The sequence below is a fragment of the Mycolicibacterium vinylchloridicum genome (genome assembly GCF_013404075.1).
In the GTDB taxonomy this organism is placed as follows: Bacteria; Actinomycetota; Actinomycetes; order Mycobacteriales; family Mycobacteriaceae; genus Mycobacterium; species Mycobacterium vinylchloridicum.
The window spans coordinates 25,640-39,326 of sequence record NZ_JACBJQ010000022.1; the positions used below are offsets into that span (position 1 = coordinate 25,640).

Genomic DNA, 13,687 nt, shown 5'->3' on the forward strand with positions numbered 1-13,687 from the left:
TCAAGGGTGGATCTGTCTAGATCAGTGCGGTGAGGTTGGTGCCGAGCGTCCAGCCGGCCGCGGCCGCGCCACCGGTGAGCAGCAGCACGATCAGCACCCAGAACACCAGTGAACGCCGGGCCCGCTGGCGTTCCCAGATGAATTCGCCGATGTCGATACCGGCGAATTGGCTTGCCACTGTCGGGTTTTCGTCCTCGGCCGGGGCGGGCTCCCAGTCCTGTGGCTCGCGAACGAGTTGCCGGGTGGGATTCTTTACGGGTGCCGGCGCGGGCGGGGCGGACTGGGCGGCCCGATAGTCGTCGGTGGGCCGGCTGTGAAAGGCGGTTGCCGCGGCGTGCTGGGCGGAGTTATTCGGCGCCGGCACGCGGAATTTCGGGAGCGCCAGCTCCGCGGCGATGGCGTCGAGATCGTCGGCCATCTCCTCGGCGTCGGCGAACCGATCGTCGGCATTGCGGGCGGTGGCGCGGGCGATGAACTCGTCGAACTGGCGTGGCACCCCGCTGATCGCCGTGCTGGGCAGCGGCACATCGTTGTCCATCCGCTGATAGGCCACGGTGAGCGGATTGTCACCGGTGAACGGTGTTGTGCCGGTGATCAATTCGTAGGCCAGGATCCCGACGGCGTAGACATCGCTGCGGGCGTCGGCGGCGCCGCTGCTGACCTGCTCGGGGGACAGGTAGGCCGCCGTGCCCAGGATGACGCTGGTCGAGGTGATACCGGCCTCGGCCACCGCGCGCACCAGGCCGAAGTCGACGAGCTTGACCTCGCCGTCGTCGGAGATCAGGACGTTCTCGGGTTTGACGTCGCGGTGTACCAGCCCGGCATGGTGTGCGGTGGCCAGGCCGCCGAGGACCGGCCGCAGCACCGCCGCGGCGGCATGCGGGGGCATCGGACCGCGCTCGCGCAGCAGTTCGCGCAGCGTGCCGCCCTCGACCAGCTCCATGACCAGAAAAGGAGGCTCCTGGCTCGATCCGCCGCCACCCTGGTCGTAGACGGCGACCAGCCCAGGATCCTTCAACCGGGCCACCGCGCGGGCCTCGCGCTGGAAGCGGGTGAGGAACTGGCTGTCGCCGGCGTAGCGCGCATCCATCACCTTCAGTGCCACCGGGCGATCCAGACGGACATCCAGACCGCGGTACACCGTCGACATTCCGCCGGTCGCGATCTTGGTGTCGACGCGGTACCGGCCTTCCAGCAGCACGCCGCTGAGTGGGTCCGACGTCACCGACACATGGTATGTCGCGGCAAAGGAGTTCTAGACTGGGGCGGGTGAGCAGCATTCCTGCCGGTGACGATGTTCTGGATCCCGACGAGCCCGTCTACAACCTTCCCGAAGTCGCCGAGTTGTTGGCAGTCCCGGTGACCAAGGTGCACCAGCAGCTACGCGACGGCCACCTGATCGCCGTCAAGCGCGGCGGTGTGCCGATGATTCCCAAGGCCTTTCTCACCCCGCACGGCGAGGTGGTCAAGAGCCTGCCCGGGCTGCTGGACGTGTTGCGCGACGGCGGCTACAAGGAGACCGAGATCCTGCGCTGGCTGTTCACCGCGGATCCTTCGCTGACGGTGACCCGCGACGGGTCACGGGAGTCGATCAGTAACGCTCGCCCGGTGGATGCGTTGCACGCTCATCAGGCTCGCGAGGTGGTACGGCGCGCTCAGGCCATGGCTTACTGAGCGGCCGCGGCGCGGGAGACTCCATCAACAGACAGAGTGGCCAAAGAATCCACCGACGTTGTATTTCGCGTAATCCACGGGCAAGTTGACCAGGATGCCCGGCAGGCTGTATCGGTCAACAAGCTGCTGCGCTTCTTTAGGGGTGAGGTCGTCTTGATTCTTGTGGAACATGCACCGGACCCGGAACGAGAAGAATTTCTCTTCTTGCTCGTCGCTCATCGGGTAGAAGATCGAGACGAGCAGTTTGACGCCGCTGACGACGAGAGCGACTGGTCCGAGAAGCGGCACCGACAGAATGTCGGTCACGCCGTCGCCGATTTCGCGCAAGTCGCCTTTGGATAGGCCGTCGGCGACCTTGATCACCCCTTGCACCAATGACGCGCCCTTCAGCAGTGCGGACCAGTCGTAGACCTTGGACAGATTGGTGATCCATTTGGTGAGCTCGTTCGACGCGTCGAGAGATCCCAGAATCACGTCAATCGGATTGGTCGAGCCGTCATCACTTCCGCCGCCGGAGCTGCCGGGTTTGCCGATCACCGACAGGGAGTTGTTGGCCATGTTCGTGATGTAGGCGTGGGTGCCGTCGGGACTGAGCGTTACGCGGGACGGATGGTTGCCGACGAGGACGGTAGTGACGACGCGACTGGTGATGTTTATGACGGACACTGTGTTGTCGCCGGAATTGACCACGTAAAGGCGGGTGCCATCACCATTGACCACCAGAGAGCCCGGGTCTTTCCCGACGGGGATGCTGATGGCGGTGCGGGTGGCCGGATCGATGATCGACACGGTGCGGTCGCCGGCGTTGGTGACGTAGGCGTGGCGGCTGTCGGGGCTGACGACCACACTGGTCGGGCCGTTGCCGACCGGGATGGTGGCGATGGCGGTGTTGGTCGCGGGATTGATGACCGATACCGTGCCGTCGCTGGCGTTGGTGACGTAGACGTAGCGGCTGTCGGGGCTGACCGCCACGCTGCTGGGGCCGCTGCCCACGGGGATGGCGGTGGCGGTGCCGGTCACCGGGTTGATGACCGATACGGTGCCGTCATACCAGTTGGCGATGTAGGCGTAGCGGCTGTCGGGGCTGACGACCAGCCCGAAATAGGTTTTGGTGTTGCCGATAGGGATAGCGGTGCTGACACCGGTGGTGGAGTTGATCACCAACACCGCGTCTTCGTAACCACCGACGCGGACGATGTCGGCGTAGGCGTACTGGCTGTCGGGGCTGGCCACCACCCTCAAAAACTGGTGGCCGTCAGGCCTGGCGATGGCACTACCCGTGTTGGTGGTGGTGTCGACGACCCCGAGAAAACCGGTATTGGTCGTGACGTAGACATGGTGGCCGTCGGGGCTCGTGCCCAGCGTCACGGCACCTTCGTAGCCTCTGTCGTATCCGATCGGGATGGTAGCGGTGACGGTGCCGGTGACAGGGCTGATCACCGACAGTGACAGGACCCGCGAGGCAGAGTCCCCGGCGACGACGTAGGCGTAGTGGCTGTCGGGGCTGACCGCCAGCGTGGATAGGCCGTATCCGCCGATAGGGACCGTGGCGGTGACGGTGCTGGTTCTGGTGTCGATGACCGAGACGCTGCGACCGTCGGCGGCGGCGACGTAGGCGTAGTGGCTGTCGGGGCTGAAGACGGCTACCGGGGTTTGGAAACTGCCTCTGCCGACGGGGATGCTGCCGATAACGGTGCTGGCACCGGTGGTCGGATTGATGGATAGCAGTGCATAACCGCTGGCGTCTCCTCTGGTGACGTAGACGGAGCGGCCATCAGGGCTGACGACTACGGTCCCGGCGATTACGTTGGGGATGGTCGCGATCACCGTCGGTCCGATAGCCGCCGCCGCGAGTGTTCTTGTCGCGGCCAATGCTGGTGTTGCGGACGTTCTGCGCGCGGCGTGCGCAACGGATTCGCGCCGGGCCGCGGCGAGGGCCACCGTGGTTGACTGGGTTGAGGGATCGGGTGACCCGGAGTTGTTCGACGGTCCGGTGGTGGCCGTCGCAGGTCTGAATTTTGTTGTCGCTGAAACGATTTGGGAAACTTTCGCTGCGCCGCGGACCTTCGATGATGACAAGCTCTTAGCTGATGTCTTCGGTTGTACTGGATGGGTAGCGGTGGTCTTGCCCGACGGAGCGCCGGAATGACCGTCGTCGGCGTGAGCGGTCGCGATCCCGTTGACCATCGCGATGCCCATGCCGAGTGTGACGGCTCCGGCGCCCAGCCAGCCGTAGGGGGTGACCGAACGGCGGGTACCGGGCTTGGCTGACGCTACCCGGTCCACGGGAGTGGACGTTCTCGTCATGACAGCCTCCGCTGGCCTCATTGATTTGTCGTCGGCGTCAGATACTTACCACGGTTGTTTCGCTGGTGCCAGCTATCGGCATCGCTCGTGGCGAATGCCCACTGAGCGCAGCGAATACCACGCGGCCAGCGCGCAGGCGGTGGCCAGCAGCACGTGGATCCACGAGTACATGCCGTGCGAGCCGTCCGGCTTGAAGATCACCATGATCCACGTCGAGAACCCGGCGATCAGCGCGATCGCCGCGCGGGACTGGGCCAGGGCGGACATCACCGCGAGCGGCCAGGTGTAGTACCACGGCAGCGCGGCAGGCACGAACAGCACGACCATCAGCATCGCCCAGGCGATGCCCATCAGCGCCTCGCGGTCGTCGTGACGAAACCGCCACCACAGCAGTGGAAGTGACACCGCGATGATGATGATTCCGGCGATGCGGGTGACGTCGAGGACAGCGTAGAAGTTCACCGGCACGAAGAGTCCGCCAATGGCGTTGGTGAGGTTGGCGATCGCCGTCGGGATGGTCAGCCAGTTGATGATCTTCACCGAACCGGCCAGCGCGGTCAGCCAGCCCAATCCCACCCCGGCCACCCAGGACAGCACCGCGAACACCGCGACGAAGAGCGTCACCGATGCCGCCGATGCGGTCGTGAAAGCCCTTGTCGCACCGAAGTTACGGGTCTGACGGAGGTGCCGCATCCACACCCACACCATGAACGGCAGCGCCAACACCGCGGTGGCCTTGACGGCGACGGCGACGGCGATCAGCGTCGCGCCCGCGGCATGATGGCGGGCGAACGTCAGCGCGATGCCGGCCATCATCAGCCCGACCATCAGCATCTCGTTGTGCACGCCACCCATCAGGTGGATGATCACCAGCGGGTTGAGCACGCAAATCCACAGGGCCACCGCGCCGTTCGCGCCGATGTGGCGGGCCACCCGCGGCGCAGCCCAGATCAGCATCGCCAATCCCGGCAGCATGCACAGCCGCAGCAGCATCGTGCCGGCCACCACGTGGTCGCCGACCAGGCCGGTGACGAAGCGGGCCACCAGGATGAACGCCGGCCCGTAGGGCGCGGTGGTGGTTGTCCAGATCGGGCTGACGTTGTCCAGCAACGAGTTTTGGTTCTCCACCGGACCGACGGCATACGGGTCCAGACCGTCGCGCAGCAGTGCGCCCTGCGCCAGATAGGAATAGGTGTCGCGGCTGAACAACGGAACGCTCAGCAGCAGCGGCGCCAGCCAGAACCCGGTCGTCGCGATCATCGTGTAGTCGCTGACGCCCGCATCCTTGTCGACGACCCGTCGGCCCACCCACAGCCACGCCACCAGCATCACCACGACGCCGCCCCACAGCAGCACCGAGGACACCACCAGGCCGTGGCCGAACCGCAGCCAGGACAGATGCATCGACTCGAGCAGCGGATCGTGTTGGCGGGTGCTCCCGGCGCCCAGCCCGCCGAGCGTGATCAGTACCGCGCCGAGGAAGCCCAGCAGCGCCGGCCGGCCCTCGTCGCCGACGGTGAAAGCCGCCAGCCGCGCGAGGCCAGCCTGGGGCTTGGGGGGAGTAGAGGGAAGAGCTGACATGTCCTAGGCCGAGCGGTTGGCGGCCAATCTGGCGAGCTCGGTCAACCCGGCCTTGGCCGGCGCGTTGATCGGGGCGCTGTCGAGCAGCCCCAGCGCGCGGTTGGTGAGCAGTTCGATGCGGCTTTCGACCGCAGCCAGTGCGCCGACGGACTCGATGACGTCGCACAGCTGGCGCACTGCGGCATCGGAGAGCTCGTTACCGACGCCGGTGCGCAGCTGGTCGGCGGCGGCCGGATCCGTGGCGGTGGCGCGCTCGACGGCTTCGGCCAGTAGCACGGTGCGCTTGCCGGAACGAAGATCGTCGCCCGACGGCTTGCCCGTCACGGCGGGATCGCCGAAGACGCCGAGGACGTCGTCGCGAAGCTGGAACGCGACACCGAGGTCGGTGCCCAGCTCGTAAAAGATGCGCTGAACATCGGGCCGGTCCGCGGCGGCGGCCGCACCCAGCTGCAGCGGGCGCGAAATGGTGTAGGACGCGGTCTTGAACGTGTTGACGTTCATCGCCGACTCGATCGATTCGGCGCCGCTCGATTCGGCGACGATGTCGAGGTACTGGCCACCGAGCACCTCGGTGCGGATGTCGGACCACACCCGCTGGACACGACGCTGGCCGTCGACGGGCAGATCCACCCCGGCGACGATGTCGTCGGCCCACACCAGCGACAGATCGCCGAGCAGGATGGCCGCCGAGCGGCCGAACTGCTCGGAGTTCCCGCGCCAGCCACGGCCGCGATGCAGGTCGGTGAAGTGGACGTGGGCGGTGGGCCAGCCGCGCCGGGTCGCCGAATCATCGATGACGTCGTCGTGGACCAGAGCGCAGGCGTGCAGCAGCTCCAGCGCCGAGAACAGCAGCAGGATCCCGTCGTCCACGCTCGCGTCGGGCTCTGGGGTCACCGCGCGGTAACCCCAGTAGGCGAAGGCCGGGCGGACTCGCTTGCCACCGCGCAGGACGAAATCCTCGAGAGCGGCGATGAGCCCGTCGTAGTCGGTACCGATGTAAGCGGCGTCGGCCCGGCGGCCCGCCAGGTATCCCCGCAGTTGATCGGTGACTGCGCCGGCCAGCTGGACGGCCGACGGGGCTGCTGCTTCGACGCTCAGCGCGGCGCCCCTTTCTGTGTATGAGGGTGGGTGCGCAATCAGAGTAAGGCGTCGGGGAAGCCCCGGTCGTATGAAGGCCTATCGACCGCTCAACTCGTCAGGCTGATCGGTGCTGGCGAACCGGGGCGAGCGGTCGCGGCTGACCCACGCCAGCGACCCGATCACACCGCAGACCACCAGCGCGCCGAGACACAGCCACAGTGCCGCGCCGGTGAACGAGCGGGTGCTGGGGTCGGTGTACCGGGCCTGGGCGCTCATCGTGGAGACGACGCCCGGCTTCAATGTCCACTCGACGACGTCGGTGTCGATCCGGTCGCCGTTGGTCGAGGTCACCTCGCCGGGGAAGGAAACCGTCAGCTGCACGTCGGCGTCGGGGTCACTGACGCCGGTCAGGTCGACCCGGCCTTCGAGGATCACCAGGTTGCCCGCCCGCCGCAGCGAGATGTCCACCCCGGCCGCCTCGCGGTTGAGGTTGGCCAGCTGCGGCACCTCGGCGAAGCTGAGGTTCGAGAACACCGCCTGGGAGCCGACGTAGTCGTCCGTGTCGTACTTTGAGACCGAGATCTTTTCGCTGAAGGGCACATTGAGGTCGAACTGCGGCCCCTGATCGCTGGAATCGCGCGGTTTTGCCGCAGCGAGGATCTGGCCGGAGACCTGGTCGTCGGGCGACACCGTGATCGAGGCGTGCACGCGCACGCAGCCGACGGCCAGTGGCGCCACGAGGAGCAGCAGCAACGCCAGGGCGCGCAGGCGCAGGCGGCGGGATCGGTCGCGCACGTGGGTATCGTGCCAGATCCGCGCTAAAGCGGGAGGCTGCGGCCCAGAATGGCGAACGCGCGCGGATCGCCGGCGAAGTGGTAGCCGCGGATGACATCGGTGAAGCCCAGCCTCCGGTACAGCCGCCAGGCGCGGTTGGCCTCGCCGATGATCTCCGGGGTGGACAGCAGCACGTTCGCTTCGCTGCGGCCGGTCAGCAGCCGCCGGGCCAGTGCCTCGCCAAGGCCGCGGCCCTGCGCGCTCGGGTGGATGTGCAGTTCGGTGAGCTCGAAGTAGTTGCCCATCAGCCGGCCGACGTCGTCGGCGGGCATACCGATCCGGTGCAGGCCCGCCACCACCTGCTGCTGCCACCACTGGTCCGGGGCCCCGCAGTAGCCATAGGCGATGCCGAGCAGGGGGGCGCTGCGCAGCGCCTCGGGACCGGCCGGTTCGCCCGCGGCGGTGGCGGTCTCCACGGCGGCGACGGCCTTCCAGCCGTGGCGGCGGGTGTGCTCGAGCCACATCGCCGCCCGCTGGCCCTCGGTCCCCCTGGGGTAGCGCATGGCGTCGACGTACACGGTCAGGGCGTCGTGGAGGCGTTGCGCCATGTCGTTCGGCGACAGATCGATGAGGAAAGTCGCCAACGCCTCGGTGCCCTTCGGAGTCTGCTGATCGGTCATGGGTGTAGGGCCATTATCGGTGCAGTCCGGCCCCGGCATTCACCGGTGAGGTGATGACGGGCCTCTTACACGGTCATGGCGGGAACAGAACAACCCCTGGACACAGCTACAATCGGGTGGACCAACTAGGTGGTACGGCGCACCTTCAGCTCGTATCATTTGGTTAGTTGCCCGGGTAATCGCTGGGCAGCCAAGTTTTATCGGAATCGTGACCGGCCGTGTCGGCAAGGAGGGACGAATGCCACTCTCCGATCATGAGCAGCGCATGCTCGATCAGATCGAGAGCGCTCTCTACGCCGAGGATCCCAAGTTCGCCTCGAGCGTACGGGGTGGAACCTTGCGGGCCCCTTCCACGCGGAGGCGACTGCAGGGCGCCGGTCTGTTCGTGATCGGCCTGGCGATGCTGGTCGCCGGAGTCGCGTTCAAAGCCACGATGATCGGCAGCTTCCCGATCCTGTCGGTCGTCGGCTTCATCGTCATGTTCGGCGGCGTCGTGTTCGCGATCACCGGCCCGCGCGTCGCCGGCGGGCGAGACAGGTCCGGCCCGTCCTCGTCGTCGGGGCCGCGTCAGCGCAAGGCCAAGGGCGGCGGCGGATCGTTCACCAGCCGCATGGAGGATCGCTTCCGGCGTCGTTTCGACGAGTGAGCTGCAGGTTCTCGCACACGGGGTAGCCGTTCGGCTGCCCCGTTTTTCTTTGTCTCGGTAGTCCCCACAACGCCCCACCCGGGTTTGAGCTGGGCTTTTGATGCCCACAGCGGTGCGGGTATGGGGCCGGAAATGGCCGTGGTGGCAGAGAGTGGTGGATGCTGTCGGATAACGGCCGATAATGTGGAGCAAAGTGGGGGATTGTGGGGTATTGTGGCGGTCAACGGAGCGACGGCTCCGGGGCGGTAGGTGTGAAGGGATGTGCGCAGCATGTTTCTCGGCACCTACACGCCCAAGCTCGACGACAAGGGGCGGCTGACACTGCCCGCCAAGTTCCGCGACGCGCTGGCAGGAGGGTTGATGGTCACCAAGAGTCAAGATCACAGCCTCGCCGTCTACCCGCGCGCGGAGTTCGAACAGCTGGCCCGGCGGGCTACGCAGACCTCGCGCAGCAATCCGGAGGCGCGTGCGTTCCTGCGCAACCTGGCGGCCGGCACCGATGAGCAGCACCCCGACTCCCAGGGCCGGATCACGCTGTCCTCGGACCATCGGCGCTACGCCAACCTGTCCAAGGACTGCGTGGTGATCGGCGCCGTCGACTTCCTCGAGATCTGGGACGCCCAGGCCTGGCAGGAATACCAAGAAGCCCACGAAGAGAACTTCTCCGCGGCCAGCGATGAAGCCCTCAGCGACATCATCTGAGCTGGCCACCCAGCCGGAGGTGGCCCCTGCATCGTGGTCTCTGCCCGAACCGACCCTGACGTACTTCCCCAACGCCAGGTTCGCGATCTCGGACAGGGACCTCGATCCAGGGGCGCACCGTGTCCCAATCGGAGGTCCCGTCGTGGTTGACGAATCCGACCACGGGCACGTCCCCGTCGTGCTGGAGCGCTGCGTCGAACTGCTGGCCCCTGCGCTGGCCCGGCCGGGAGCCGTCCTGGTCGACGGCACTCTGGGTGCCGGCGGGCACGCCGAGCGCTTCCTGACCCAGTTCCCCGAGCTGCGCCTGATCGGCCTCGATCGTGACCCCGGTGCGCTGGCGATCGCCCGTGCCCGGCTCGCTCCGTTCGCCGACCGGGTCAGCCTGGTTCACACGCGGTATGACGGCATCGCCGACGCGCTGGCCGAAGCCGGTTGCACGCCTTCGGATTCCGTCGATGGCGTGCTGTTGGATCTCGGGGTTTCCTCGATGCAACTCGATCAGGTCGAGCGCGGGTTCTCCTACTCCAAGGACGCTCCGCTGGACATGCGGATGGACACCGACGCCCCGCTGACAGCCGCCGACATCCTCAACACCTACGACCGCAAAGAGCTCACCGACATCCTGCGCCGCTTCGGCGAGGAGAAGTTCGCCCACCGGATCGCGGGGCTGATCGTCGAGCGCCGCCGGCAGGCGCCGCTGTCCACCACCGGTGAGCTCGTCGAGATCGTCTACGCCGGCATCCCGGCACCGGCCCGGCGCACCGGCGGTCACCCGGCCAAGCGGACGTTCCAGGCGCTGCGGATCGCGGTCAATGCCGAGCTGGACTCGCTGTCGGCGGCCCTGCCCGCGGCGCTGGCCGCGCTGGCCGACGGCGGTCGCATCGTGGTGATGTCGTATCAGTCGCTTGAGGACCGGATCGTCAAGGCCACGTTCGCCGCGGCGACGACCTCCCGGTCGCCGGAGGGCCTGCCCGTCGAATTGCCCGGCTATGAACCAGAATTCAGTGCGCTCACCCGCGGTGCCGAGCGTGCTGATGCTGCCGAAATCGAACGTAATCCACGTAGTGCGCCGGTCCGGCTGCGGGCACTGCAACGCGTGACGCCGGGCAATCCTCGACGGGGAGGGAAGGGCTGATGAAGGTCGGGCGCAAGCCAGCGGGTCCGGGAGATCGCGCAGAAGTCAAGCGGGGCAAGAGGGAAGATCCGAAGAAGGCCGCCAAGAAGTCGAAGACCGGCACGGCCGCGGCCCGTCGGCGCGGTGCCGAGAATCCCGCACGACCCGGACGTGCGTCGGCTCGCCGGCCGCACGAGCCGCGCGCGCTGCGGCAGGGCCCGCAGACCGCGCCCGTCGCCCGGCCGGCCGAACGCCCCGCGCGGGCCAAGAACGTCAGCCAGGCCAAAGCCCGGGCAAAGGCCCGTAAGGCCAAGGCCCCCAAGGTTGTTCGGCCGCCATTACGCGACCGGCTGATCGCCCGGCTGGCCGGCATCGACCTGCGTCCGCAGACCTTGATGGCCAAGGTCCCGTTCGTGGTCCTGGTCATCGGGTCGCTCGGTGTCGGGCTGGCCGTCACCCTGTGGCTGTCCACCGATGCCGCGCAGCGGTCCTATCAGCTGGGCAATGCCCGGTCCACCAATGAAGCGCTCTCGCAGCAGAAGGAAGCGCTCGAACGCGATGTGCTCGAGGCCGAGTCCGCGCCCGCGCTCGCCGAGTCCGCGCGCAACCTGGGCATGATCCCGTCGAAGGACACTGCGCATCTGGTACAGGACCCGACGGGCAACTGGACCGTCGTCGGCAAGCCCAAGCCTGCCGAGGGTGCACCGCCGCCGCCGCTGAACAACAAACTGCCCGACGCCGTGCCGCAACCGCCGGCCCCACCCGCCCCGCCCGCCGCGGCGGCGCCGAAGCCGGGAAGTTCGCCCGAGGTTCCCGTGCGTGTCGCGACGACTCCGCTCGGCGGCCTGCCGTTCAATGGTGCAGTGACTTTGCCGCCCGGCGCCGCGACGCTCCCGCCCGGAACTGTTCTGGCGCCCGGCACGCTGCCCCAGCCAGCGACAGTGCCCGTCCCCGGCGTCGTACTCCCGCCGGTGCTGGCACCGCAACCCGGTGTGCTGGCGCAGCCGGCCCAGGCCCCGGCGGCGCTGCCTGCCCCGGCCGTCGAAGCGCCGCCCGCGCCGCTGCCGGCCCCGGTCGACGCCGCCCCGCCGGCGTTGACGCCTGACGTCGCTGCCGCCATGCCGGTCGCGCCCGCCGCACCCGCCGGAGCGGGCCAGTGAGTCGTCGGACCACGTCCGACAAGGCCGCCGGACCCGCCAAGGCGACCCGGCGGCGCGCCCGGGTCGTCACGACCCAACCGGAGCCGGGGCCGGGCCGGTCCGCCAAGGCGCGTCGTACCCGCCAGCTGATCGAAAGTGGCGGCCGGACAGCGTCATTCGTGTTCCGCCACCGCGCGGGCAACATCGTCATCTTTCTTGCGCTCGGGCTCGCCGCCGTCCAGCTGTTCAACCTCCAGGTGCCGCAGGCCGCGGGTCTGCGGGCCCAGGCCGCCGGCCAGCTCAAGGTGACCGATGTCGAGAAGGCGGTCCGCGGCAGCATCGTCGACCGAAACTTCGACAAGCTTGCGTTCACGATCGAGGCCAGGGCGCTGACCTTCCAGCCGACCAAGATCCGCAAGCAGCTGGCCGAGGCCAAGGAGAAGTCGCCTGCCGCACCGGATCCCGACAAGCGGCTCACTCAGATCGCCACCGAGGTGGCGGGCAAGCTGGGCAACAAGCCCGACGCGGCCACCCTGCTGAAGAAGCTGCGCAGCAACGAGACCTTCGTCTACCTCGCCCGTGCCGTCGACCCGGCGATCGCCGACGCGATCACCAAGAAATTCCCGGAGATCGGCGCCGAACGCCAGGATCTGCGCCAGTACCCGGGCGGTGCGCTGGCGGCCAACATCGTCGGCGGCATCGACTGGGACGGCCACGGTCTGCTCGGTCTCGAGGACTCGATGGACGGCAAGCTCTCGGGCACCGACGGCTCGATCACCTACGACCGCGGCTCCGACGGCGTCGTCATCCCCGGCAGCTACCGCAACAAGCATGACGCGGTCAACGGCTCCACCATCCAGCTCACCATCGACGACGACATCCAGTACTACGTGCAGCAGCAGGTGCAACTGGCCAAGGACGCCTCCGGCGCCAAGAACGTCTCCGCGGTGGTGCTGGACGCGAAAACCGGTGAAGTGCTTGCCATGTCGAACGACAACACGTTCGACCCCAGCCAGGACATCGGGCGCCAGCAGGACAAGCAGATGGGCAACCTCTCGGTCACCTCGCCGTACGAGCCGGGGTCGGTGAACAAGATCATCACCGCCTCGTCGGTGATCGAGTACGGGCTGTCGAACCCCGACGAGGTGCTTCAGGTTCCCGGCTCGATCAACATGGGCGGCGTCACCGTCAACGACGCGTGGAACCACGGTGTGATGCCGTATACCACCACCGGCGTCTTCGGGAAGTCGTCCAACGTCGGCACCCTGATGCTGGCTCAGCGCATCGGGCCGGAGCGCTATTACGACATGCTCGGCAAGTTCGGTCTCGGCCAGCGCACAGGAGTCGGGCTGCCCGGCGAGAGTTCCGGCCTGGTACCGCCGATCGACCAGTGGTCGGGCAGCACGTTCTCCAACCTGCCGATCGGGCAGGGTCTTTCGATGACCCTGCTGCAGATGGCCGGGATCTATCAGACGATTGCCAACGACGGGGTGCGCATCCCGCCGCGGATCGTCAAGGCGACGATCGCCGCCGATGGCACCCGCACCGAGGAGGCGCGGCCGCCCGGCATCCAGGTGGTCACGCCCGAGACGGCCCGCACGGTGCGCAACATGTTCCGTGCCGTCGTGCAGCGCGACCCGATGGGATACCAGCAGGGCACCGGTCCGGCGGCGGCGGTCGACGGCTATCAGATCGCCGGCAAGACCGGCACCGCCCAGCAGATCAACCCGGCCTGCGGCTGCTACTACAGCGATGTCTACTGGATCACCTTCGCCGGGATGGCGCCCGCCGACGACCCGCGCTACGTCATCGGCATCATGATGGACGCCCCGCACCGCGCCGCCGACGGCACGCCCGGCTCGTCGGCCGCGCCGCTGTTCCACAACATCGCCGCCTGGCTGCTGCAGCGGCAGAACGTCCCGCTCTCGGCCGACCCCGGCGCGCCGCTGATCCTGCAGGCCACGTAGCCGGCCGAGCCCGGTTGCTGGGT

The 13,687-nt window shown here is 67.7% G+C and carries 13 protein-coding genes; 7 read left to right on the forward strand and 6 right to left on the reverse strand.

Annotated elements, in window-relative coordinates; translation table 11 throughout:
* Positions 1-16 precede the first annotated feature (16 nt).
* Complete coding sequence (locus tag HPC46_RS18995) at positions 17-1,231, reverse strand: protein kinase domain-containing protein (protein WP_179472690.1); 1,215 nt, start codon at positions 1,229-1,231, stop codon at positions 17-19.
* A 38-nt stretch (positions 1,232-1,269) separates the two neighbouring features.
* On the opposite strand from HPC46_RS18995, the gene HPC46_RS19000 reads away from it, so the two are divergent.
* On the forward strand, positions 1,270-1,674 hold the full coding sequence (locus HPC46_RS19000) for an Rv2175c family DNA-binding protein (protein ID WP_325096701.1): 405 nt from the start codon (positions 1,270-1,272) through the stop codon (positions 1,672-1,674).
* Between the two features lie 24 nt (positions 1,675-1,698).
* On the opposite strand, the gene HPC46_RS19005 is transcribed toward HPC46_RS19000, so the two are convergent.
* Positions 1,699-3,501 (reverse strand): YVTN family beta-propeller repeat protein, encoded by a 1,803-nt coding sequence (locus HPC46_RS19005; RefSeq protein WP_179472694.1) that lies wholly within the window; start codon positions 3,499-3,501, stop codon positions 1,699-1,701.
* On the opposite strand from HPC46_RS19005, the gene HPC46_RS19010 reads away from it, so the two are divergent.
* Positions 3,488-3,823, forward strand: coding sequence for a hypothetical protein (locus HPC46_RS19010; RefSeq protein ID WP_179472696.1), 336 nt, complete (start codon positions 3,488-3,490; stop codon positions 3,821-3,823). The two genes, HPC46_RS19005 and HPC46_RS19010, sit on opposite strands and share 14 nt — an antisense overlap.
* A gap of 230 nt (positions 3,824-4,053) precedes the next feature.
* Here the strand turns inward: HPC46_RS19010 and HPC46_RS19015 are convergent, their stop codons facing one another.
* The 4 genes from HPC46_RS19015 to HPC46_RS19030 all read right to left on the reverse strand — a co-directional run bounded on the left by HPC46_RS19015 (position 4,054) and on the right by HPC46_RS19030 (position 8,060).
* Positions 4,054-5,562, reverse strand: a complete 1,509-nt coding sequence (locus tag HPC46_RS19015; protein ID WP_179472698.1) for an alpha-(1->6)-mannopyranosyltransferase A — start codon at positions 5,560-5,562, stop codon at positions 4,054-4,056.
* 3 nt (positions 5,563-5,565) lie between these two features.
* The gene (gene idsA2, locus HPC46_RS19020) at positions 5,566-6,624 is read right to left on the reverse strand and encodes a bifunctional (2E,6E)-farnesyl/geranyl diphosphate synthase (protein ID WP_179472846.1); all 1,059 of its coding nucleotides are present in this window, start codon (positions 6,622-6,624) and stop codon (positions 5,566-5,568) included.
* 114 nt (positions 6,625-6,738) lie between these two features.
* Positions 6,739-7,437, reverse strand: a complete 699-nt coding sequence (locus tag HPC46_RS19025; protein ID WP_179472700.1) for an LppM family (lipo)protein — start codon at positions 7,435-7,437, stop codon at positions 6,739-6,741.
* Positions 7,438-7,460: 23 nt separating this feature from the next.
* Positions 7,461-8,060 (reverse strand): GNAT family N-acetyltransferase, encoded by a 600-nt coding sequence (locus HPC46_RS19030; protein ID WP_179472848.1) that lies wholly within the window; start codon positions 8,058-8,060, stop codon positions 7,461-7,463.
* A gap of 274 nt (positions 8,061-8,334) precedes the next feature.
* Here HPC46_RS19030 and HPC46_RS19035 point away from each other — a divergent pair, with 274 nt between their 5' ends.
* The 5 genes from HPC46_RS19035 to HPC46_RS19055 all read left to right on the forward strand — a co-directional run bounded on the left by HPC46_RS19035 (position 8,335) and on the right by HPC46_RS19055 (position 13,664).
* The gene (locus tag HPC46_RS19035; RefSeq protein WP_179472702.1) at positions 8,335-8,742 is read left to right on the forward strand and encodes an SCO2097 family morphological protein; all 408 of its coding nucleotides are present in this window, start codon (positions 8,335-8,337) and stop codon (positions 8,740-8,742) included.
* A gap of 270 nt (positions 8,743-9,012) precedes the next feature.
* A complete protein-coding gene (gene mraZ, locus HPC46_RS19040) occupies positions 9,013-9,444 on the forward strand; it encodes a division/cell wall cluster transcriptional repressor MraZ (RefSeq protein ID WP_005144518.1) in 432 nt (143 codons plus the stop codon).
* Complete coding sequence (rsmH, locus tag HPC46_RS19045; protein ID WP_179472704.1) at positions 9,419-10,579, forward strand: 16S rRNA (cytosine(1402)-N(4))-methyltransferase RsmH; 1,161 nt, start codon at positions 9,419-9,421, stop codon at positions 10,577-10,579. Before mraZ ends, rsmH begins: the two co-directional genes overlap by 26 nt.
* Entirely contained in the window at positions 10,579-11,718 is a 1,140-nt protein-coding gene (locus tag HPC46_RS19050; protein ID WP_179472706.1) for a cell division protein FtsL, read from the forward strand. The genes rsmH and HPC46_RS19050 overlap by 1 nt, the downstream gene beginning before the upstream one ends.
* A complete protein-coding gene (locus HPC46_RS19055; RefSeq protein WP_179472708.1) occupies positions 11,715-13,664 on the forward strand; it encodes a peptidoglycan D,D-transpeptidase FtsI family protein in 1,950 nt (649 codons plus the stop codon). Before HPC46_RS19050 ends, HPC46_RS19055 begins: the two co-directional genes overlap by 4 nt.
* The last annotated feature ends 23 nt before the right edge of the window (positions 13,665-13,687 follow it).